Annotated in this window: 15 protein-coding genes; 8 read left to right on the top strand and 7 right to left on the bottom strand. The window is 67.8% G+C overall.

Annotated elements, in window-relative coordinates; genetic code table 11:
- Window positions 1–21: 21 nt before the first annotated feature.
- Window positions 22–2,355, bottom strand: a complete 2,334-nt coding sequence (locus D9X30_RS11890; protein ID WP_153946767.1) for a DNA translocase FtsK — start codon at window positions 2,353–2,355, stop codon at window positions 22–24.
- 181 nt (window positions 2,356–2,536) lie between these two features.
- Between D9X30_RS11890 and trxB the strand changes: the two genes are divergently transcribed.
- From trxB to D9X30_RS11875, 3 genes are all read left to right on the top strand, one after another.
- Window positions 2,537–3,490 (top strand): thioredoxin-disulfide reductase, encoded by a 954-nt coding sequence (trxB, locus tag D9X30_RS11885; RefSeq protein ID WP_153946766.1) that lies wholly within the window; start codon window positions 2,537–2,539, stop codon window positions 3,488–3,490.
- Between the two features lie 116 nt (window positions 3,491–3,606).
- Window positions 3,607–4,272, top strand: coding sequence for a Smr/MutS family protein (locus D9X30_RS11880; RefSeq protein WP_153946765.1), 666 nt, complete (start codon window positions 3,607–3,609; stop codon window positions 4,270–4,272).
- An 8-nt stretch (window positions 4,273–4,280) separates the two neighbouring features.
- Window positions 4,281–4,928 (top strand): trimeric intracellular cation channel family protein, encoded by a 648-nt coding sequence (locus D9X30_RS11875; protein ID WP_153946764.1) that lies wholly within the window; start codon window positions 4,281–4,283, stop codon window positions 4,926–4,928.
- 60 nt (window positions 4,929–4,988) lie between these two features.
- Here the strand turns inward: D9X30_RS11875 and glnK are convergent, their stop codons facing one another.
- Together glnK and D9X30_RS11865 are read right to left on the bottom strand one after the other, a co-directional pair.
- Window positions 4,989–5,327 (bottom strand): P-II family nitrogen regulator, encoded by a 339-nt coding sequence (gene glnK / locus D9X30_RS11870; protein ID WP_006162803.1) that lies wholly within the window; start codon window positions 5,325–5,327, stop codon window positions 4,989–4,991.
- A 116-nt stretch (window positions 5,328–5,443) separates the two neighbouring features.
- Window positions 5,444–7,525 carry an NAD(+) synthase gene (locus D9X30_RS11865; protein ID WP_153946763.1) on the bottom strand — a complete coding sequence of 694 codons (2,082 nt, stop codon included), beginning with the start codon at window positions 7,523–7,525 and terminating at the stop codon, window positions 5,444–5,446.
- Window positions 7,526–7,690: 165 nt separating this feature from the next.
- Here D9X30_RS11865 and D9X30_RS11860 point away from each other — a divergent pair, with 165 nt between their 5' ends.
- Window positions 7,691–8,890: a GNAT family N-acetyltransferase gene (locus D9X30_RS11860; RefSeq protein WP_153946762.1), complete on the top strand. Its 1,200-nt coding sequence runs from the start codon at window positions 7,691–7,693 to the stop codon at window positions 8,888–8,890.
- A 24-nt stretch (window positions 8,891–8,914) separates the two neighbouring features.
- Here the strand turns inward: D9X30_RS11860 and D9X30_RS11855 are convergent, their stop codons facing one another.
- Together D9X30_RS11855 and ppa are read right to left on the bottom strand one after the other, a co-directional pair.
- Window positions 8,915–9,490 (bottom strand): cytochrome b, encoded by a 576-nt coding sequence (locus tag D9X30_RS11855; protein ID WP_153946761.1) that lies wholly within the window; start codon window positions 9,488–9,490, stop codon window positions 8,915–8,917.
- A 115-nt stretch (window positions 9,491–9,605) separates the two neighbouring features.
- On the bottom strand, window positions 9,606–10,133 hold the full coding sequence (ppa, locus tag D9X30_RS11850; protein WP_066739261.1) for an inorganic diphosphatase: 528 nt from the start codon (window positions 10,131–10,133) through the stop codon (window positions 9,606–9,608).
- 184 nt (window positions 10,134–10,317) lie between these two features.
- Between ppa and D9X30_RS11845 the strand changes: the two genes are divergently transcribed.
- From D9X30_RS11845 to D9X30_RS11830, 4 genes are all read left to right on the top strand, one after another.
- The gene (locus D9X30_RS11845; RefSeq protein WP_153946760.1) at window positions 10,318–11,754 is read left to right on the top strand and encodes an aldehyde dehydrogenase family protein; all 1,437 of its coding nucleotides are present in this window, start codon (window positions 10,318–10,320) and stop codon (window positions 11,752–11,754) included.
- Entirely contained in the window at window positions 11,747–11,986 is a 240-nt protein-coding gene (locus D9X30_RS11840; protein WP_153946759.1) for a hypothetical protein, read from the top strand. The genes D9X30_RS11845 and D9X30_RS11840 overlap by 8 nt, the downstream gene beginning before the upstream one ends.
- Before the next feature lie 74 nt (window positions 11,987–12,060).
- On the top strand, window positions 12,061–12,822 hold the full coding sequence (locus tag D9X30_RS11835) for an SDR family oxidoreductase (protein ID WP_153946758.1): 762 nt from the start codon (window positions 12,061–12,063) through the stop codon (window positions 12,820–12,822).
- A gap of 55 nt (window positions 12,823–12,877) precedes the next feature.
- Window positions 12,878–14,191: an MFS transporter gene (locus D9X30_RS11830; protein WP_153946757.1), complete on the top strand. Its 1,314-nt coding sequence runs from the start codon at window positions 12,878–12,880 to the stop codon at window positions 14,189–14,191.
- A 152-nt stretch (window positions 14,192–14,343) separates the two neighbouring features.
- Here the strand turns inward: D9X30_RS11830 and D9X30_RS11825 are convergent, their stop codons facing one another.
- Both D9X30_RS11825 and D9X30_RS11820 read right to left on the bottom strand, forming a co-directional pair.
- On the bottom strand, window positions 14,344–20,394 hold the full coding sequence (locus D9X30_RS11825) for an Hpt domain-containing protein (protein WP_153946756.1): 6,051 nt from the start codon (window positions 20,392–20,394) through the stop codon (window positions 14,344–14,346).
- 38 nt (window positions 20,395–20,432) lie between these two features.
- Window positions 20,433–22,628: a methyl-accepting chemotaxis protein gene (locus D9X30_RS11820; protein ID WP_153946755.1), complete on the bottom strand. Its 2,196-nt coding sequence runs from the start codon at window positions 22,626–22,628 to the stop codon at window positions 20,433–20,435.
- Between the last annotated feature and the right edge of the window lie 16 nt (window positions 22,629–22,644).

Here is a 22,644-nt window from a genome sequence, read left to right as displayed (position 1 = left end):
TCCGTGCGGAATGCTGCGGCGTCAGTCGTCGGCCGTGGCGCTGCTGCCGGCCGGTACCAGGATGTCGCGGTTGCCGTTGCCGGACATGGCCGAGACCAGACCGGCCTTTTCCATATCTTCCAGCAGCCGTGCGGCGCGGTTGTAGCCGATGCGCAGATGCCGCTGCACCAGCGAAATCGACGCCCGGCGGTTCTTGATCACCACTTCCACGGCCTGGTCATAGAGCGGATCGGCCTCGCCGCCGCCTGCGCCGCCGATGCCGGCGCCACCGCCCAGGCTGTCGCCGGCACCATCGCCATCGACCAGCCCGCCTTCGAGGATGCCCTCGATATAGTTGGCCTCGCCGCCCTCCTTGAGCTTCTCGACCACGCGGTGGACTTCATCGTCGGACACGAACGCGCCGTGCACCCGCACGGGCATGCCGGTGCCGGGCGCCAAATAGAGCATGTCGCCCATGCCCAGCAGCGCCTCGGCGCCCTGCTGGTCCAGGATCGTGCGGGAATCGATCTTGCTGCTGACCTGGAACGCGATACGCGTCGGCACATTGGCCTTGATCAGGCCGGTAATCACGTCCACCGACGGCCGCTGCGTCGCCAGCACCAGGTGCAGGCCGGCGGCCCGGGCCTTTTGCGCGATGCGGGCGATCAGCTCCTCGACCTTCTTGCCCACCACCATCATCAGGTCGGCCAGTTCGTCGATCACGATGACGATCGTCGGCAGCTTGTCCAGCGGCTCCGGGGCGTCCGGCGTCAGGCTGAACGGGTTCGGAATCTTCTCTTCCTTTGCCGCGGCCTCGTCGATCTTCTTGTTGTAGCCGGCCAGGTTGCGCACCCCCAGCTTGCTCATGAGCTTGTAGCGGCGCTCCATCTCGCCCACCGCCCAGTTCAGCGCGTTGCCAGCCTGGCGCATGTCGGTCACCACCGGGCACAACAGGTGCGGAATGCCCTCGTAGACGCTCATTTCGAGCATCTTCGGGTCGATCAGGATCAGGCGCACCTGGTCGGCACGGGCCTTGTAAAGCAGCGACAGGATCATCGCGTTGATGCCCACCGACTTGCCCGAGCCCGTGGTACCGGCCACCATGCAGTGCGGCATCTTGGCCAGGTCGGCCACCATCGGCTTGCCGGCAATGTCCTTGCCCAGTGCCATGGTCAGGCTCGACACGCTCTCGTTGTAGACCTGCGAGCCCAGGATTTCCGCCAGGCGCACGGTCTGGCGCTTCGGATTCGGCAGTTCCAGGCCCATGTAGTTCTTGCCCGGGATCGTCTCGACCACGCGGATCGACACCAGCGACAGGCTGCGCGCCAGGTCGCGCGCCAGATTCACCACCTGGCTGCCCTTCACGCCCGTAGCCGGCTCGATCTCATAGCGCGTGATCACGGGGCCCGGATAGGCGGCCACGACCTTGACCTCGACGCCAAAGTCCTTGAGCTTCTTCTCGATCAGGCGCGACGTGTATTCCAGCGTCTCGGCGCTGACCGTTTCCTGCTGGGTCGGCACGGCGTCCAGCAGAGACAGTGGCGGCAGGTCCGTATCCTGGATATCGGCAAACAGCGGCTGCTGTTTCTCGCGCTCCACGCGCTCGTGCTTGGGCACGGCCTGCTGGCGCACGATCTGCACCGGCGCAGCTTCTTCCTGCTTCACGCGCTGCACTTCAACGGTTTCGGTACGTTCCACCTTGGCCGCCGCGCCGATGATGCGGTCCTGCTTCTTCTCGCGGCGGGCCTTGAAGCCCATGAACAACGTCTCGACAAAGCCGCCCACGTGCTCGGCCACCGACAGCCACGAGAAATGGAAGAACAACGACAGGCCGATGGCAAACATCAGCAGCAGCAACAGCGTGGCGCCCGAGAAACCCAGCGCCAGCTGCAGCCAGCCGCCGAGCAGGTCGCCCAGTACGCCACCGGGGGCGCGCGGCAGGGCCGAGCGCAGCGGGTACATGCGGATGGCTTCCAGGCCCATGCTGGACACCAGCGTCAGCGCAAAGCCGATCCAGCTGACGGCGGTGCTGTGCTGGGGTTCGGGCATGCGTTCGGGCAGTTCGGCGGTCAGCACGCGCCAGCCGCGCCAGCAGCGGCGCATCAGCAGCACGCTCCACCAGTAGGCCGAAAAGCCGAAGATGAAGAAGAGGATGTCGGCCACCCAGGCGCCCACGCGGCCGCCAAGGTTGCGGATATCGGACACCTGGCTGGCATGGGACCAGCCGGGGTCCGCCTTGCTGTAGCTGGCCAGCACGCACAGGAAGCCGAGCGTCACGGCAAGCAGCAGGAACCAGCGCACCTCGCCTAGCAGCTTGCCGATGCGCGATGGAAGTGCCGACGGGTCGGTCCGGGTAGTCGTGGTAGCGCGAGCCATGCGTCAGGGTCTGTTCGATCGTGCGAAGTGGACGATGGCGGCCATTTTAACCTCGGCGGCCCCTATCGCCTTCATTGGAATTTGCAACAGTCGGCAAACGCCGCGCCACATATAATGGCGGTTTCGAGTGACACCGGGGCGAATGCCGCACCGGCTCACTTGCTGTCTACAGGAACGCATCATGTCCGCAAAACACGCAAAAGTGCTGATTCTCGGGTCCGGCCCGGCCGGCTACACCGCCGCCGTCTACGCGGCCCGCGCCAACCTGAACCCGGTGCTGATCACCGGCCTGGCCCAGGGCGGCCAGCTGATGACCACGACCGACGTGGAAAACTGGCCCGCTGACGCTAACGGCGTCCAGGGCCCGGACTTGATGCAGCGTTTCCTGGCGCATGCCGAGCGGTTCAACACCGAAATCATTTTCGATCACATTCATACGGCCAACCTGACCGAGAAGCCGATCCGGCTGATTGGCGACGCCGGCGAGTACACCTGCGACGCGCTGATCATCGCCACCGGCGCCTCGGCACAGTACCTGGGCCTGCCGTCGGAAGAAAGCTTCATGGGCCGCGGCGTGTCCGCCTGCGCCACCTGCGACGGTTTCTTCTACAAGAACCAGGAAGTGGCCGTGATCGGCGGCGGCAATACGGCCGTGGAAGAGGCGCTCTACCTGTCGCATATCGCCAGCAAGGTTACCGTGATCCACCGCCGCGACAAGTTCCGCGCCGAGCCGATCCTGGTGGACCGCCTGCTCCAGCGCGTCAAGGAAGGCCGCGTGGAACTGCGCTACGACCATACGCTCGACGAAGTGCTGGGCGACCAGTCCGGCGTGACCGGCCTGCGTATCCGCAGCACCAAGGACACGACGAAGACCGAGGATCTGAAGGTTTCGGGCGTGTTCGTGGCCATCGGCCACAAGCCGAACACCGACCTGTTCGTGGGCCAGCTGGAAATGAAGAACGGCTACATCGTGACCAAGAGCGGCCTGTCGGGCGATGCCACGGCCACCAGCATCCCGGGCGTGTTCGCCGCCGGTGACGTGCAGGATCACGTCTATCGCCAGGCCATCACCAGCGCCGGCACGGGCTGCATGGCCGCGCTGGACGCCCAGCGTTATGTGGAAGCTCTGAAGTAACTTCCCGCCGGCCGGCCGCTGGCCAGCCTTGGCGCCACACCCACGGGGACACCCGCCTTGCAGCGGCCGTCCCCGTTTTCCTTATAATCGGTGCCGAGCTTCCAGAGATTCCTGCTATGTCGCAAGGCGCCAAAACCCCAACCAGGCGATTCGGCCTGCACGATCTGGCCGTGGTGCGTGACGGCCTCAAGGCCGATGCCGAGCGCCGCGAGGCCGAACGCAAGGCTGCCGAGGCCGCTGCCCGGCGGGCCGAGGAAGAGGCCAATGTCTTCCGGTCCAGTATCGGCTCGGTCAGTTCCCTGCGCGACCGCAACCGCGTGCAGCACGCCGCCAAGGCCCCTGCCCCCATTCCGGTACAGACCCAGCTCAATGACAAGGCGGTGCTCGCAGCGTCGCTGTCGGACGAATTCGACGTCGAGAACCTGCTCGATATCGACGAGACCATGTCGTTCCGCCGGCCCGGCATCGGCGAGGATGTGATCAAAAAGCTGCGCCGTGGCGAGTGGGTGCCGCAGGACAAAGTGGACCTGCACGGCCTGCGCAGCGACGAAGCCCGCGAGGCACTGGCCAGTTTCCTGCGCCGCTCGGTACGCAACGGCGTGCGTTGCGTGCGGGTGATCCACGGCAAGGGCATCGGCTCGCCGGACAAGCTGCCTGTGCTCAAGGGCAAGGTCCGCAGCTGGCTGGTGCAGAAGGAAGAAGTGATCGCTTTCGTCCAGGCCCGCGAGTCGCAAGGCGGCGCGGGCGCCCTGATGGTCCTGCTGCGCCAGCCCAAAGCCTGACGCCCCCTATGCACCTTCACCTGCCGTTCGATCTGCTGATGGGGCGGCTGCCCCTGATCCTCCATGTCATGGAGATCACCGGGGTCCTGGCGTTCGCCGTGTCGGGCGTGGTGGATGCCCGCAAGCAAAGGCTGGACGCGGTGGGCACGTTCATCGTGGCCTTCGCCACCGCCTTTGGCGGCGGCACCGTGCGCGACGTACTGCTGGACCGGCGGCCGTTCTACTGGGTCGAGCACGAATACTACGTGCTGCTGATCTTTGCGATGTCGATTGGCGCGGCGATGGTGTTCCGGGTGGTCAGCACCGTGGCGTCCGACCGCGCGATGCTGGTGGCCGATGCCATCGGCCTGGGGCTGTTCTCGGTCACGGGCACGTCGCTTGCGCTGGTAGCGCAGATGACCCCGACCGTCGCTGTGATGATGGGCATCATCTCCGCCGTGTTTGGCGGCGTGCTGCGCGACGTGCTGTGCAACGAAGTGCCGATGATCCTGCGCGACCGCTCGCCCTATGCCAGCTGTTCGTTCGTGGGCTGCTGGGTCTACGTGGGGCTGACGTGGCTGCGCGCCGACCAGGAGGTGGCGCTGCTGTCCGGCGCGCTGGTGACGATGGGAATGCGGCTGCTGTCGGTCCAGTTCGGATGGAAGCTGCCGAGTTAGCCGCGCACAGGCATAAAAAAACCGGCCCATAAGCCGGCTTTTCTTCAAACGTGGTGTCGCTCAGACCGCCGCTTCGTCCTGTTCGCCGGTACGAATGCGGATCACGCGTTCGATTTCGGTCACGAAGATCTTGCCGTCGCCAATCTTGCCCGTGTGGGCGGCCTTGACGATGGCATCGAGCACGGTGTCCAGCTGGTTCTCAGCCACCACCACTTCGATCTTGATCTTCGGCAGGAAGTCGACCACATACTCGGCGCCGCGGTACAGCTCGGTATGACCTTTCTGGCGACCAAACCCCTTTACCTCGGTCACCGTCAGACCGGTCACGCCCACGTCGGCCAGTGCTTCGCGCACTTCGTCAAGCTTGAACGGTTTGATGATGGCGGTAATCTGCTTCATGGCTGGCCTCTGTCTCTAAAGGTGTCGGAAGATGTCAGATTCTAGCCCGAAACACCACACGCCGATTGCGGGAAGTCCCACATTGCCCGCAATCGGCGTGCCAGACGCCAGGACAATCAGTCCGCCTGATCCGGAATCCGGGCCAGATCCCGGACCCACACGACCGACTCGCCGTCGCTGGGCGCCCGCCAGTCGCCGCGCGGCGACAGCGATCCGCCCGACCCCACCTTGGGCGCGTTCGGGATGCACGACCGCTTGAACTGGCTGGTCCGGAAGAACCGGTCGACGAAAATCCCGAGGATGCGCTTGATTTCCGGCAGTTGATAGCTGTTACGGGCGACATGCGGCCCGTTCGGCCAGGTGCCCCGCGCCACGTCGCCCCACGCGTGCAGCGCCAGGAACGCGACCTTTGACGGCGCATAGCCATAGCGCAGCGTGTAGTACAGGTTGAAATCCTGCAGTTCGTACGGCCCGATGATCTGCTCGGTCTTCTGCCCAGGCGCCTCGTCCTGCCCGTTGGCGGCAGGGGCGCCCGGCACCAGTTCGGGGCTGATATCGGTATCCAGCACCGCCAGCAGCACGTCCTCGCCGCCCTTGCCGATCTGGCTGGTCTCGGCCACCCAGCGCACCAGGTGGCTGATCAGCGTCTTAGGCACACTGGCGTTGACGTTGTAGTGCGACATGTGGTCGCCCACGCCATAGGTGCACCAGCCCAGCGCCAGTTCGCTGAGATCGCCGGTGCCGATCACGATCGCGCCGTTGTGGTTGGCCAGCCGGAACAGGTGGTTGGTGCGCTCCCCGGCCTGCACGTTCTCGAACGTGACGTCATAGACCGGCTCGCCCCGTGCATAGGGGTGGTCCAGATCCTTCAGCATGGCCAGGCAGCTTGGCCGGATGTCGATCTCGCGCGCCGTGCAGCCCACGGCCTGCATCAGTTCCCGCGCCTGCTTCAGCGTGCGGTCGCTGGTGGCGAACCCCGGCATCGTATAGGCCAGGATATTGGCGCGCGGCAGGCCCAGGCGGTCCATCGCCTTGGCGCAGACCAGCAGCGCATGCGTGGAATCGAGCCCGCCCGACACGCCTATCACCACTTTCTGGATGCGGCTTGACGACAGCCGTTGCACCAGCGCCTGCACCTGGATGTTGTAGACCTCCATGCAGCGTTCGTCGCGGCGGCGCGGGTCGGCCGGCACATAGGGGAACCGCTCGACCTTGCGCTCCAGCGGCAGCGCCTGCGCGGTCGGCAGCGCCACCTGGAAAGCCACCACGTCGAACTTCTCGACCTCTTCCTTGTGCCGGCGCACCGACTGGCCGAACGACGTCTGGTGCATGCGCTCGCGCGACAGGCGCTCCAGGTCGATATCGGCGAACAGCAGGTGCGAGGTGTCGGCAAAACGCTCCGATTCGCCCAGCAGCTCGCCGTTTTCGTAGATCAGCGCCTGGCCGTCCCAGGCCAGGTCGGTAGTCGACTCGCCCTTGCCGGCCGACGTGTAGAGGTAGGCCGCCAGGCAGCGCGCCGACTGCTGCGACACCAGCTGGTGGCGGTAGCCCGACTTGCCGACCACGATATTCGACGCCGACAGGTTCACCAGCACCGTGGCGCCGGCCAGCGCCGCAAACGACGACGGCGGGATCGGCACCCAGACGTCCTCGCAGATTTCGGCATGGAAGCGGAAGAACGGGATGTTCTCGATCTCGAACAACAGGTTCGCCCCGAACGGCACTTCGGCGCCCAGCAGCGACACCGTGTCGACGGCCGCACAGTCGGCACTGCTGAACTGGCGCGCCTCGTAGAATTCCCAGTAGTTCGGCAGGTAGGTCTTCGGCACCACGCCTTGCACCACGCCGTTGGCCACCACCACGGCGCAATTGAACAGCTGGTGCTCCACCAGCACCGGCATGCCGACGATCATGGCGGCGCCGATGCCGGCCGAGGCTTCGACGATGGCCTGCAGCGCCAGTTCGCATTCGCGCAGCAGCGCGCGCTGGTGGAACAGGTCGTCACAGGTATAGGCCGGCAGGCCCAGCTCGGGAAACGCCACCAGCACGGCGCCGCCGTCGGCGGCCTGGCGCGCCAGGGCAAGGGTCTGTTCGGCGTTGTAGGCGGGATCGGCCACGCGGCACTCGGGCACGCCAACGGCCACGCGCGCAAAGCCGTGGGAATAGAGGTTGAAGAAGGGGTGCGTGGGGTGCGTCATGTCTGGACCCGTACCGGGAAGGCACGTCGGGGGAGTGGACATCGGAAAACGGATATGCGCATTCTACGACGCCCTGCGCCGGGCCGGCGTCAGCGTCACGCTGACGACGCCTGCAGCACAATTTCAATTCCGGTAGACTCGCCCGGCACCTATGCCCACCCGTCCATGAGTGATTCGCGCCCCAACTACCGCACGGAAATCGTGCTGGACCTTGCCGAAATCGATGCCGCCGACTGGGACGCGCTGCTGGCCGCACAGGCCGAACCCACGCCGTTCCTGCGCCACGCCTTCCTGCACGCCCTGCACGCCAGCGGCAGTGCCACCGACGCCACCGGCTGGTCGCCCCGCTTCCTGACGCTCTGGGTGCCCGACGGCAACGGCCCGGGCCGCGACCGCCTGGCGGCGGCCATGCCGCTCTATGCCAAGTCCCACTCGTATGGCGAATACGTCTTCGACTGGGCCTGGGCCGACGCCTATCGCCAGCACGGGCTCGACTACTACCCGAAGTGGCTGTCGGCGGTGCCGTTCACGCCGGTGCGCGGCGCCCGGCTGCTGGCCGAGGACGACCTGGCGCGCACGGTGCTGCTGCGGTTCGCGCTGGCGCTGGCCGAGGAAAGCCAGCTGTCGTCGCTGCACATCCTGTTTCCGTCCGACCACGAGGCCGACCTGATGCAGGAGGCCGGCATGATGATGCGGCACGGCGTGCAGTTCCACTGGACCAACCCGGGCTACGCCGACTTCGACGCCTTTCTGGCCACGCTGTCGCAGAAGAAGCGCAAGAACATCCGCGCCGAACGGCGCCGCGTCGCCGAGGCCGGCATCACGTTCCGCCAGTTGCGCGGCGCGGCGATCGACGACGCGGCCTGGAAGTTCTTCAACCGCTGCTACCGGCAGACGTACCGCGAGCACCATTCCACACCGTACCTGAACCTCGATTTCTTCCGGCGCATTGGCGCGGCGATGCCGGAGAACCTGCTGCTCGTCATCGCCACGCGCGACGGCACGGACATCGCCAGTTCCCTGCTGGTCTACGATGCCGATCCGGCGGTCAGCACGCTGTACGGCCGCTACTGGGGTGCGCTGGAACACCACCCCTGCCTGCATTTCGAGACAGCCTACTACCAGCCGCTGGAGTTCTGCATCGCCGAGGGCATCGGCACGTTCGAAGGCGGGGCACAGGGCGAGCACAAGATGGCGCGCGGCTTCCTGCCCGTGGCCACCCGTTCGGCGCACTGGCTGGCCCATCCGTCCTTTGCCGACGCTGTGGAACGCTTCCTGGAGCGCGAGCGCCAGGGCATGGATGCCTACCTGGACGAGCTCAACGACCGCAACCCGTTTGCGCGGCCGGCGGGCGGCGGCGACTGAGGCACACCGGGCCCGCCTGCCAGCCTATCGGCGCGGCAGCATCCGCCGCATCGTGTTGTCGCCGAGCATGTAGTGATGAAACAGCGCGGCCATCGCGTGCAGGCCGATCACCAGATAAAAGGCGTTGCCGATCGTCTCGTGGATCTCGCCCAGCAGGTCCTTGCGCGCGGCGTCGGGCGCGATCAGCGGCGGCAGGCCGATGTCCGTGCCCGGCAGCATCAGTTCGCGTCCGGCCGCGTTCATCATCAGGATGCCCAGGATGGGCTGGGCCACCAGGAACAGGTACAGCAGGCCATGCACGGTCGCGCCGGCCAGCTGGCCCAGGCGCGGATACGCTTCGGGCGCCGGCGCACCGCGCACCGCGCGCCAGAGCAGGCGCGGCACGATCAGCGCCAGCACCAGCGCGCCCGACCACTTGTGGACTTCCATGGCCACCATGCGCGCGGCGGTGCCCTTGTCGGTAAAGCCGCGCAGTTCGATCGCGGCGTACGCCACGGCCACCAGCACGAACATCAGCCAGTGGAACGCGATGGCCACCGCGTCATAGCGGGCGAATGCGGCCGCGTCGGGCGCGGTCGCGGTGCCTTTGTGAACAGGCATCGGTACTGCCGAAAGCTTAGGGCGTGGTCCGTTGCCTCGCCTTGCCGCCGATCATCCCCAACAAAAAACCCCGCCATCGGGCGGGGTTTTCCTCGGACCATCGGCAGCGACGCGATTACTTCTTGAAGTTCGCCACGCCGTCGGTGATTTCCTTGTGGGCTTCCTCGATGCCGGCCCAGCCTTCCACCTTGACCCACTTGCCTGCTTCGAGTGCCTTGTAGTTCTCAAAGAAGTGCTTGATCTGGTCGAGCGTATTTTGCGCCACATCCGACAGGCCCTTGATATGGGCGGTGGCGGGGCTCAGCTTGTCCACCGGCACGGCCACCAGCTTGGCGTCCACGCCCGACTCGTCGGTCATCTTCAGCATGCCCAGGGCGCGGCAGCGCACGACGGCACCGGCCAGGATCGGGAACGGGGTCAGCACCAGCACGTCCACCGGGTCGCCGTCGCCCGACAGCGTCTGCGGGATGAAGCCGTAGTTGGCCGGGTAGCGCATGCCCGTGCCGATGAAGCGGTCCACGAACAGCAGGCCGGTTTCCTTGTCGGCCTCGTACTTCACCGGATCGCTTTGCGCGGAGATCTCGATGATGACGTTGAAATCGTTGGGAAGGTCCTTGCCCGGGGAGACGAGGTTGAAGCTCATGCGAGTTCTCCGAATACCTGTGGAATGGGATGGGCGGCATTATAGCGGGTCGGCCCTGACCGCAGCCTGACAACCGCCGCCGCGCCGTGTGGCGATTGATGCCTTGCACGCCCGGCGCGGTGCGCGATAATGCGGCATTCCCGATTTCAGCATTTGCTCCATAACCGGAGCCGTGGAGACCTGCATGCATGCCCAGCATTTCGTCGCCAATCGCCTGATCGCCCCCGATTCCGGCCTGCGCATCAAGGTGTTCGACCCCTCCAACGGCGAGCCATTCGCCGAGATCGCCCGCGGCAATGCCACCGATATCAGCGTGGCCGTCCGTGCCGCCCGCCAGGCTTTCGAAGGCCAATGGGGCGCGATGAACCCGGCCGACCGCGTGCGCCTGCTGAACCGCGTGGCGCTCAAGCTGATCGAGCACGAGGACGAACTGGCCGCGCTGGAAGCGCGCGACACCGGCAAGCCGCTGCGCCAGGCCCGCGCCGACGCCCGCGCCGTGGCCCGCTATTTCGAGTTCTACGCGGGCGCGGCCGACAAGCTGCACGGCGAGACCATTCCCTACACCACCGGCTACACGGTACTCACCGTGCGTGAACCGCATGGCGTGACCGGCCACATCGTCCCGTGGAACTACCCGCTGCAGATCTTCGGCCGCAGCGTGGGCGCGGCGCTGGCCACCGGCAACGCCTGCGTGGTCAAGCCCGCCGAGGACGCCTGCCTGTCGATCCTGCGCGTGGCCGAACTGGCTGCCGAAGCCGGGCTGCCCGAAGGCGCGCTGAACATCGTCACCGGCTATGGCCACGAGGCCGGCGCGGCGCTGGCCCGCCATCCGGGCATCAACCATATTTCGTTCACGGGGTCGCCGGACACCGGCAAGCTCGTGTCGCAACTGGCCGCCGAGAACCATGTGCCGGTGACGCTGGAACTGGGGGGCAAGTCGCCGCAGGTGGTGTTTGCCGATGCCGACCTCGACGCGCTGCTGCCCGTGGTGGTCAACGGCATCGTGCAGAATGCGGGCCAGACCTGCTCGGCCGGCAGCCGCCTGCTGGTGGAGCGGCCCGTCTACGAGGCCCTGCTCGACCGGCTGTCGGGCGTGTTCGAGTCATTGCGTGTCGGCCCGTCGGCACTCGATCTGGAATGCGGCCCGCTGATCAGCCGCAAGCAGCAGCAGCGCGTGTGGGATTTCGTTTCCGATGCCCAGCACGACGGCATTGCGGTGATGGCCCAGGGCCAGATCGTGGGCGAGGCGCCGGAGTCCGGCTACTACCAGGTGCCGATGCTGTTCCGCGACGTGCCCGCCACGCACCGGCTGGCCCAGGAAGAAGTGTTCGGGCCATTGCTGGCCGCCATGCCGTTCGATACCGAGGACGAGGCCATCCGCCTGGCCAACGGCACCGCGTATGGCCTGGTGGCCGGGGTCTGGACGCGCGACGGCGGCCGCCAGATGCGGCTGGCGCGCAAGCTGCGGGCCGGCCAGGTCTTCATCAACAACTATGGCGCCGGCGGCGGCGTCGAGCTGCCGTTCGGCGGCACCGGCCAGTCGGGCTATGGCCGCGAGAAGGGCTTCGAGGCCCTGTACGGATTCACCACTCTGAAAACCATCGCCATTCAACATGGGTAGCATCAACTTTCTCTCGGTCGCCTTCGCCATCTTCTTTTTCTGGATGGCGTGGCATGTGCGAAACAAGCGCGCCACCAATCCGTCCGGCATGCCCCGCCTGCAGGTGTTCAAGCGCAAGTGGGGCGACACCGTGGGCGACCGCGTCCACTGGTGCATGTACGTGGCCCTGCCCTTCCTGCTCGGCATCATGATGGTAGCCAACGCCCTGCAGAACAAAGGCCCCTTCCACTGATTCGACCATTCCGATGTTCCGCCCGTAGTGCGGCAACAGACCGCGCCGGGCTTCACCCAACTGGAGACAAGGCAATGACCAGACTGGCTGGCAAGGTAGCGGTAGTGACGGGCGGCGGCTCGGGCTTTGGCGAAGGCATCGCGCAGACATTCGCGCGCGAAGGCGCCAGCGTGATGGTGGCCGACCTGAACCTCGACGCCGCCCATCGCGTGGCGGCGGCCATCCGCGACGCGGGCGGCAAGGCCGCCGCGGTGCGCGCCGACGTATCGCGCGGCGACGACGTGGCTGCCATGCGGGATGCCACGCTGGCCGCCTTTGGCGACGTCCACTGCGTGGTCAACAATGCCGGCACCACCCATCGCAACAAGCCGATCCTGGAAGTCACCGAGGAAGAGTTCGACCGTGTCTACGCGGTCAACGTGAAGAGCATCTACTGGTCGGCGCACCATTTCATCCCGCACTTCCGCCAGCGTGGCGGCGGCAACTTCGTGAACGTGGCCTCGACGGCCGGCATCCGGCCGCGCCCCGGCCTGGTCTGGTACAACGGCAGCAAGGGTGCCGTGATCGTGGCCAGCAAGGCCATGGCCGCCGAACTGGGCCCCGACAACATCCGCGTCAACTGCGTGAACCCGGTGATCGGCGCCACGGGCCTGCTGGAGCAGTTCATGGGCGTGCCCGACACCCCCGAGAACCGCGCGCGGTTCCTGGCGACCATCCCCATGGGGCGCATGTCCACGCCGCAGGACGTGGCCAATGCCTGCCTGTACCTGGCATCGGACGACGCCAGCTTCATCACCGGCACCTGCATCGAGGTGGATGGCGGCCGCTGCGTCTGACCATCCGCGGGCATCCGCAACACAACTAGAACCACATCCCAATGAGGAGACACCGATGACAACCACCGCAGTCAACGCCGGCGCGCGCGACGCCGGCTTCGAGGACGCCACTTACCGCAAGGTGACGTGGCGGCTGGTGCCGTTCCTGCTGCTCTGCTACGTCGTGGCCTACCTGGACCGCGTCAACGTGGGCTTTGCCAAGCTGCAGATGCTCAACGACCTGCAGTTCAGCGAAACCATCTACGGGCTCGGCGCCGGCATCTTCTTCATCGGCTATTTCCTGTTCGAAGTGCCGAGCAACGTGATCCTGCACAAGGTGGGCGCGCGGCTCTGGATCGCCCGGATCATGATCACGTGGGGCCTGATCTCGGCGGCCATGATGTTCGTCACCACGCCGACGATGTTCTACGTGCTGCGCTTCCTGCTCGGTATCGCCGAAGCCGGCTTCTTCCCGGGCATCATCCTGTACCTGACCTACTGGTATCCGGCCAGCCGGCGCGGGCGCACCACCACGTTCTTCATGACGGCCATCGCGCTGTCGGGGGTGATCGGCGGCCCGCTGTCGGGCTGGATCATGCAGTCGTTCGACGGCCGCAATGGCTGGGCCGGCTGGCAGTGGATGTTCCTGGTCGAAGGCATCCCGTCGATCCTGGTGGGCATCTGGGTGCTGCTGTACCTGGACGACCGCATCGCCCACGCCAGGTGGCTGAGCGACGACGAAAAGGCGCTGCTCCAGCGCAATATCGCGGCCGAAGACCAGCACAAGGAAGACCCGCCCGTCACGCAGGTGCTGTCCAGCCCGCGCGTCTGGCTGATGAGCGCGATCTACTTCAGCTTCGTGATGGGCCTGTACGGCGTGAGCTTCTGGCTGCCGACGATCATCAAGCAGACCGGCGTCAAGGGCGCGCTCGACGTGGGCCTGCTCACCGCCATTCCGTATGGCTGCGCCGTGCTGGGCATGATCCTGTTTGCCTTTAGCGCCGACCGCCGCGGCGAGCGCCGCTGGCATATCGCCGTGCCGGCACTGCTCGGCGCGCTGGGTCTGGTGCTGTCGGTGCAATGGCATGGCGATACGACGACGGCCATGGTGGCGCTGACGCTGGCCACCATCGGCATCCTGACCACGCTGCCGCTGTTCTGGAGCCTGCCCACGGCCTTCCTGGCCGGCACGGGCGCCGCCGCCGGCATTGCACTGATCAACTCGCTGGGCAACCTGGCGGGCTTTATCAGCCCCTACGCGGTCGGCTGGCTCAAGGACCTGACGCACAGCACGGACTCGGGCATGTACCTGCTGGCCGCCTGCATGGTGGTGGGCGCGGCACTGACGCTGTCGGTGCCGGCGCGGATGGTGAATCAGAAGCAGGATTGAGTTTGCAGCTCCCCTCTCCCGCCGTGCGGGAGAGGGGTCGGGGGAGAGGGTCGGCGGCTCAAGATGAGACAGGTCGCAATTCGAACCCCAACGCCCTCTCCCCCAGCCCCTCTCCACAAGTGGGAGAGCGGAGCCAACACAGGCTGGGCGGCTTACGCCTCGCCCAGCATCTGCGCCACTGACGATGCGGTGGCGGCGGCCTTGTCGCCGATCAGCTGCTGCAGCGTGCGCAGCAGTTCGTCTTCGTTGAACGGCTTGCCCAGGTAGACGTTCACGCCGATCTCGGCCGCATAGCGGCGATGCTTCTCCGCCGTACGCGACGTGATCATGACCAGCGGCATGCGGCTGGTGCGGGCATCGGCCCGCACGTTGCGCGTCAGGTCGAAGCCATCCATGTTCGGCATCTCGATGTCGACCAGCATCGCGTCGGGCATCACTTCCTGCAGCTGGCGCAGCGCGTCCACGCCATCGCGTGCCAGCACCACCTGGTAGCCGGCGCGCGTGAGCAGGCGCTGGCTGGCCTTGCGCACGGTCAGCGAATCGTCCACCACCATCACGGTCGGCTGCGTCATCAGCCCCGGCACGGGCACCGCCGCGCCAGCGTCGACGAACTCGGCCACCGCGCCGGTCTGGCCGCCGTGTTGCAGCGCGGCCAGCACCGGCCTGGCCGGCGCCGTGGCGCCGCGCTCGCGCTCCCAACGCTGGGCCAGCACCACCGGGTTGTAGATCAGCACGATCTCGCCATCGCCCAGCGTGGTCGCGCCGGCAATGCCTTCCATCCGGGCCAGATGCGGGCCGATGTGCTTCACCACCACTTCGCGGTTGCCCAGCACGTCGTCCACGTGCACGGCCACGCGCTCGGCACCCGAGCGCACCACCACCACGGGGGAATACTTGCGGCCCGACGCCATGCCGGCGGCTTCCTCCAGCAGCGCGCCAAAGTAGAAGAACGGCACCTCGATGCCGGCCGCGCTGAAGCGCCCGGCGTTGTAGGCCTCCAGCAGCGGCTTCTCGCGCAACTGGTGGACCTGGTCGATCATGCCGCTCGGCATGGCGAACAGGCGTCCGCCCAGCGACACCAGCAGCACCTGCGTGATCGCCGTGGTCAGCGGCAGGTGCACCGTGAAGCTGGTGCCACGGCCGGCTTCGGTCGACAGCGTGATACGGCCGCCCAGTGCCACCGTTTCGGCCCGCACCACGTCCATCCCGACGCCACGGCCAGCCAGTTCGGACACCGCGTCGGCAGTCGAGAAGCCCGGCGCGAAGATCATTTCGGTCAGGCGGGCCTCGCTGGCGTCTTCGTCGGGGGCCATCAGCTGGCGCGCCACGGCACGCTCGCGGATGCGCGACAGGTTCAGGCCGCCGCCGTCGTCGAAGAACGTCAGCACCACCTCGTTGCCTTCCTGCTGCACTTCCAGCGTCAGCGCGCCGGTGGCGGACTTGCCCGCCGCTCGCCGCACGTCGGCCGGCTCGATGCCATGGACCACGGCGTTGCGGATCAGGTGCTCGATCGGCCCGGCCATGCGGTCCAGCACCGAGCGGTCGATTTCCACGGTGCCGCCCTTGATCAGCAGGCGCACTTCCTTGCCCGTCTCGGTGGCCGACTGGCGTGCCACGCGGTACAGACGTTCGGCCAGCGCATCGAACTGCACCATGCGCGCCTGCATCAGGCCGCGCTGCAGGCCACGCGTCAGCCGCGCCTGCGCCGCCAGGTCGCCCGACGCGCGGTCGAAGCCGCGCTGCAGGTTCTGCTCCACGGTGGCCACGTCGTTGACCGACTCGGCCATCATCCGCGTCAGCTCCTGGAAGCGCGTGAAGCGGTCAAATTCCAGCGGATCGAATTCCTGGTTGTGCTGCTGGTCGGCGATCCGCGACGCCATCTGCGTTTCGGCCTGGATTTCGATCTCGCGCAGCTGCATGCGCAGACGCGCGACGTTGTCGTTCAGTTCGCCCAGATAGCTGCGCAATGCTTCCAGTTCGCTGTCCAGGCGGGCGCGCGTCGCGCTCACTTCGCCAGCGTCGTTGATCAGCGTGTCCAGCGCGCGGGCCTGCACGCGCACCAGTGCGCGCTGGCGGTCGGCGTCGGTCGGCAAGGCGGCCGGGGTGGCCGGCGTCAGCGACGCCACCGGGGCGACCGCGTGCTGCGGCGCGCTTTGCGTCGCCGCATGGCCGGATGCCTCCGGCGTCGCCAGCGCGGCGGGGCCGGCAGGCGCGGCGACCAGGCCGTTGACCACGTCGGCATCGTCCACCGGCAGCAGGCGGCCGTTCTGCAGCGCGTCCACGTGCGCCAGGATGCGGTCATACCACGCGTACAGCTTGCCGAACAGCTCCGGCGACACGCGCTGGCCGCGCACGCTGGCTTCGAGCAGCGTTTCCATTTCGTGGGCCGCCTGGCCCAGCGCCATGGCCCCGGCCATGCGCGCACTGCCCTTCAGCGTGTGCAGGCCGCGCAGGATCAGGCCGCCGTGCTGCGCGTCGTCGGGCGAGGCTTCCCACGTACGCACCAGCTTGCCGAGATCGGGCAGCGCGCCATGGGCTTCTTCCAGGAAGATCTCGACCAGCGCAGGGTCCAGCGCCGATGCGTCGGTCGAGGTGTCCTCGGGCGGCACACCGGCCATGTCGGGCGCGTCGGGGGCATGCGGCGTGACGTGCGCCACGGCGATCGAATCATGGCGCGGCGCGGTCGGCAGCGAAATCACCACGGCATCCTGCACCGGGGTGACGGGTGTCAGTACCGGGCCCGCCGGCGCCGACACCGGCGGCAGCGACGTGATCGGCGTCAGCTTCACGGGCGGCAGTTCCGCCTCCGGCGCCTGCGCGTCGGCGTCGATCTCGGGCAGCGGCGTCGTCGAATTCTGGCCGAACAGTTGCGACACCGAGCCTTCCTGCCCGGTGGACTGGGCGGCCGGCAGCGCGGCGCGCGGACGCACCAGCGCGCGCTCGCCGAAATCGTTCAGGTCGCGGCACAGCGAGGCATCGGCATCGGGCCAGATACCGGCGGCAAACTGATGCAGCATCGCGCGCAGGCGGTCGACGGCCATGTCAAGCAGGCGGAAGTCGGCCGGATGCATGACCACTGGATGGCGGCCCAGCAGCAACAGCAGATGTTCAAGCGCCTCGGCAATCTCGCGTACCGGCTCCAGCCCGACCGTCGATGCGCTGCCCTGCAGCGTGTGCGCCACGCGCATTGCCAGCTCGCTCGGACACGGATGGTTCTCGTGCCGCCACTCGGACAGGTCCGTGGCGAACTGGCGCAGCAGGTCGTCGGCCTCCTGCAGGTACACGTTGTACAGCGCCAGGCCGATGCGAACCGGACCGATGACCTTGTAGCCCTCGTCCTCGTCGGCCAGCCCGCCGGACAGCCGGAACGGCAGCACGTTGTCGTCGGCCGGCGCGGCCTCGTCGGCGCCACCCAGCGCGGTCGTCTCCGCGTCGGTTCCGGCGGGCTCGGTCATATCGATGCCATCGGACACGTCCGCAGACTCGGCGGACGTGGATCGCGTGTCCACCGATGGCGCCGGTACCGAGGCCTGCGCCAGTAGCGCATCGAGTGAATCGATCGAGCCGAACGGATCGGCCTCGGCCGCGTCCTTTGCCACGCCGCCCGGCTGGCGCAGCGCCTGCGCGGCATCCACCAGCGGATCGATCTCGCGCAGCGTCGACGGGTCCTCAAGCAGGGCCAGCGCCCATTCGCGCAGCAGGTCGTGCGCCTGTTGCAGCAAGGCGGGCAGTGCGGGCACCGGCTCGCGCGCCTCGGCAATCCACAGGTTCATCACCTGCTCGACGGCCCATGCGGCTTCGCCGTAGCGGTTCAGGCCGACCATGCGGCTCGATCCCTTGAGCGTATGGAAGGCGCGGCGCAGACGGCTCAGCACGTCGGCATCGCGCAGGGCGTCCAGGCCGCCGGCCAGGTCGGTGGCGATATTGCCCAGCACCTCTTCGGCTTCGGACAGGAAGATTTCCAGCAGTTCGGCGTCGATCGCGGCGGCATCGGACGGCATCGACGCAGCGGGCGCGGCCGCCACCGGCGCGACGGCGGCAGGCAACGGATCGGCCAGCGCCACCACCATGCGCTCGGCAGCCGATTCGCTGCCGGCCAGCCAGGCGTGCAGCTGCGTGGTGGCCTCGCTGGCCTGGCGGCGCAGCGCGGCATCGTCGTCAATGGCAGCCTGGTCGGCCACCGCCTGCAGCGCGGCGCGCAGCCGCTGAATCTCGGGAGCATCCGCAGTCGCCGTCACGCGGATGGCATCCATCGCGGCACTGCGCGCCGCGCCCAGCGCGCCTTGCGGGGCGGCGTCCTGGCGTTGCGTGTGCAGCGCGAACGGATCGTCGCTGTCGGCATCGTTCTGCTTGCGGCCAAATTCGAGCAGGTCGGCAAACGCATGGACCGCGCCCAGTTCGGCAGCGATATCCGACAGCTGCCCGATACGCGCGGCGTGGTCGGTGGTCTCACGCAGCACGCCAAGGCGCTGCAGCACCGAGCGCACCGACGCCAGCGCAGCTTCGGTCTCGACGTCGATGCCCTCGGGCAGCGCGGCGCTGCCGTGGATGCGTTCGACCGAGGCCAGCAGCGCGCCAAAGGCCTGTGCGGCATCGTCCAGGGCATTGCCCGCATCGGCCCGTGCCGCATTGCGGTCATAGGTATCGAGCCACGATTCGCCGCTGTCCAGCTGGGCACGCACCTGCGCCACGGCTTCGGTGCGCTGCGCCTGGGCGCAGGCGGACTGCACCAGTTCGGCCAGCCAGGCGGGCGCTTCCGCCTCGGCGTCGGCCAGGCAGGCGGCCAGCGCCTCGCAGCGCGCGGCGAATTCGGCCGCCGATGCGTGGCCGGACTTGCCGTGGACGCGCCACGGCATGGCCAGCGCGCGCGACAGGAACAGCGCCACGCCGCCACGGCCCAGCGCATCGCCCGCCGGCCGCTGGCCCGCGTACGCGGCGGCGGCGGTCAGGCATTGCTGCAGCGCCGGCTGCGCCAGCGGCATGGCGGCCTCGGCCAGCGACGCCAGCGCAAGCTCCCAGCCCGACTGGTCGTCGGCGGCGGCCCGCTCGATGGCGGTGGCGGCATGCTGCAGGTTGCGGGTATCGATCGGATCGAGCCAGCCGTAGTAGCGTTGCCGGTAATCGGCCCGCGCCACCACGTGCGCCGGGTCTACCCGGTACGCCTGCAGGCTGCGTGCGATATCGACGCGCAGTACCTGCACGGCGGCCTGCACCACGGGCGGCGTGGTGTCCTCGGGGCCGTCGGGGGTCAGGCCGGTGCTGACCAGCAGGAAGACGGCGTCGTTGAGCAGCGCCTGCGGCACGCGCACCTGGCCCTGCAGGTACTGGCGCACCAGCAGGTGGGTGCGGGCGGCAAAACGCTTGGCCAGCAGGTCGGACGGCAGCAGGCCGTGGGCCAGCGCGCGGAACACCAACGCCAGCGTGTGCCAGATGCCGCGGTCGGGCGTGTCGGTGGTGCGGCGCGCGTCCTGCTCGTGGTTGCGCACATCGTCGAGCACCGACTGCAGCGGCAGCCAGGCCTCGCGCAGCAGCGACGTTTCGGTGCACGGCGTGGGCAGGCGCAGCGCCTTCAGCAACGCGGCCTCGAACCGCTGGCGCGCGCGCGTCACGGCGGACGCCGAGCGCGTGGGCAGCAAGATGCCGGGCAGCATCTGCAGCTCGTCCAGCCACAGGTCGGCCGGATGCACGCGCTCTTCCTTCATCATCGAGAGCGCGGCGGCATAGGGCTGGAACAGGCGCAGCGGGTCTTCCGCATCGCCCGTCATCAGGTCGTCGACGTATTCGGCCAGGGCCTGCACGCCGGTGCGGAACACCGCCAGCATGGCGGCGTCGGCGGCCACGGTGCCGGCATCGACGGCTTCCAGCAGGCGGCGCAGCGCCTGGCAATAGGCATCCACCCCGCGCAGGCCGACGATGTGCACGGCGCCGGCGGCCTGGTGCAGGTGCTGGCCGGCCAGGCGCAGCGACGTGGTGTCGCGGGCGCCCAGTGCTTCCGGCGTTTGCCGGATCTCGTCGACATAGTGGCCCAGCTCGCTGGCGGCGTCGTCCAGCGCGGTGCGCAGGCTTGGCGCGAGCCAGGCCAGCACCGAGAGGTCGCGCTGCGGGGCAGCCGGCACCCCGGCTGCGGCCGTATCCGGCGTGGCATGCGGTTGCGACGCGGCCATGGCGGCCTCGTCGCTGGTAAGGATGGAATTCAGGGACATGACCAGTTCCGGTGCGGCCGTCAACGTACGGGCGGGCGTCAGGCGATCTTGAATCGCGACACCGAGTTACGCAGTTCTTCGGTCAGCGCGGTCAGCTGGCGCACCGACGTGGCGGTGTGGCGCGTGCCGGCCGTCGTCTGGGCGGTCACCTGCAGGATGCCTTCGATGTGATGGGCCACGTTGGTGGCCAGGCTCGCCTCGTGCGACGTGGTCTGCGCGATCTGTTCGATCAGCTCGGCCAGCTGGCGAGACACGCGTCCGATCTCCACCAGTGCGGCGCCGGCGTTGTCCGACAGCCGCGCCCCTTCCACCACGCCCGCCGTGCTCTGCTCCATGGCGTGCACGGCGTCCTGCGTGTCGGTCTGGATCGTGCGGATCAGCGCGCCAATCTGCTTGGTGGCCTCGCCCGAGCGTTCGGCCAGGCGCTGCACTTCTTCCGCCACCACCGAGAAGCCGCGACCCGCTTCGCCTGCCGAAGCCGCCTGGATGGCGGCGTTCAGTGCCAGCACGTTGGTCTGTTCGGTAATGTCCGAGATCAGCTCGACGATTTCACCAATCTCCTGCGACGATTCGCCCAGGCGCTTGATGCGCTTCGAGGTTTCCTGAATCTGGTCGCGAATGTCGTTCATGCCCGCGATCGCGTTCTGCACCGCCTGCTGGCCCTGTTCGGCCGCCGACAGCGACGCACGCGCCACGTTCGCGGATTCGGCCGCGCCGCGCGATACCTGCGTGATGCGGTCCGCCATCTCCACCACCGACTCGCCGGTCTGCCGGATCTGGCGCGACTGCTCTTCGGTCGTGGCCGCCAGCTGCACCGAGGTGTCCTGCACCTGCGACGAAGCGTGCTGCACCTGCCCGGCGGTCTGCTGCACGCGGCCCACCAGCTCTTTCAGTTCTTCCACCGTGTAGTTCACCGAATCGGCGATGGCGCCGGTGATGTCCTCGGTCACGGTGGCCTGGCGCGTCAGGTCGCCGTCGGCGATGTCCTGCAGCTCGTTCATCAGCTGCAGAATGGCCTTCTGGGTGGCGTCGTTGTTGCGCTTTTCCTCCAGGCGGCGCGCTTCGGCTTCACGCTCGCGCGCTTCCGCTTCCAGCGCACGCGCGCGCGAATCGCGCAGGTACAGCGCCGCCAGCCCGGCCAGGCACAGCAGCGTGGCCACGGCCGACACCACCATCGCGCCAAACGTCCACGGGCGGAACCGCGCCCCTTCGGCGTACGACGTCTGCAGTTCGGCCAGCTCGGCGCGCAGCGCCTCGTTGTCGTTGAAGATCTGCTGCTGCGCGCGCTTGGCGGCAATCAGGCCCGGCAGGTTCTGCAGGATGGTCTGCGTGGTCTTCTGCACTGCCTCGAACCGCTGCGACAGCTGCTGCAGGTAGTTGCGCGTCTCGGCGTCGGTGGCCGGCGCCAGGCGCAGGGCTTCGGAGCCATTGGTCAGCCCGTCCAGCGTTTCGCGGAAGGTGTTGGTGTCCTTGCCCAGCAGGAACGCGGTTTCGGGGTTGACGCCTTCGCCCGAGAGGAACTCGTTCAGGTTTTTACCCAGGCGCTGCGTCAGCATCACCAGCTGCGCGGAAGCGGCCACCTCGCGGGTATTCGACCCGGCCTGCAGCTTGATGGCGGCCACCTGTTCGGCCGCTTCGAGCAGTTCGGGGTTCGACGCGTTGAAGATCTGCAGCGTCTGGCCGATCGTGGTCAGGATGGGCTGCTGGGCCAGCACGTCGGCCGCGCTCTTTTCCGATCGCTTCCACGATCCGAACGCCTTTTCGAGCAGCGGCTCGGCCGGGCCCGACGTGGCGCGCACGTGCTTTTCGTCGCTGCCGTTCTGCAGCGCCAGCAAGTCGGCGGTCAGCTGTTCCTTGGACTGGCGCAGCTGCGTGAACGCCTGCGCATTGCCGAGCAGCGCCACCGGCACCGCTTTACCCAGACGCTGCGAGTGCATCAGCATGTTACCGGCGATCTCGATCTGCGCCGCGCCGTTGTTGGCCTGGCGGTTATCAAGATAGACCGATGCCAGCAGCGCCAGCAGCGACGCCACCACGCCGCCGGTCAGCAACCGTTGCTGGGAAGAGAACGGCATGCGCGTCAGCCAGCCCGACATCCTCTCCACCGGCGTCTGGCCCGCGCCGCCCTTGCCCGCGCCGGCCTTGGCGAATACCGATGCGCGCGGCGCCGCCGCGTCGGCAGCGGCACCGGCGGTAGCGGTGCGACGGCCCAGGCTGATCTTCTTGATTCCCATGGCAACCCTCTGTTCG

The organism is Cupriavidus sp. U2, from assembly GCF_009663685.2.
Classification (GTDB): Bacteria; Pseudomonadota; Gammaproteobacteria; order Burkholderiales; family Burkholderiaceae; genus Cupriavidus; species Cupriavidus necator_C.
Note: the sequence above shows the minus strand (reverse complement) of the source record. Positions and strands in the feature narration are given on the sequence as shown.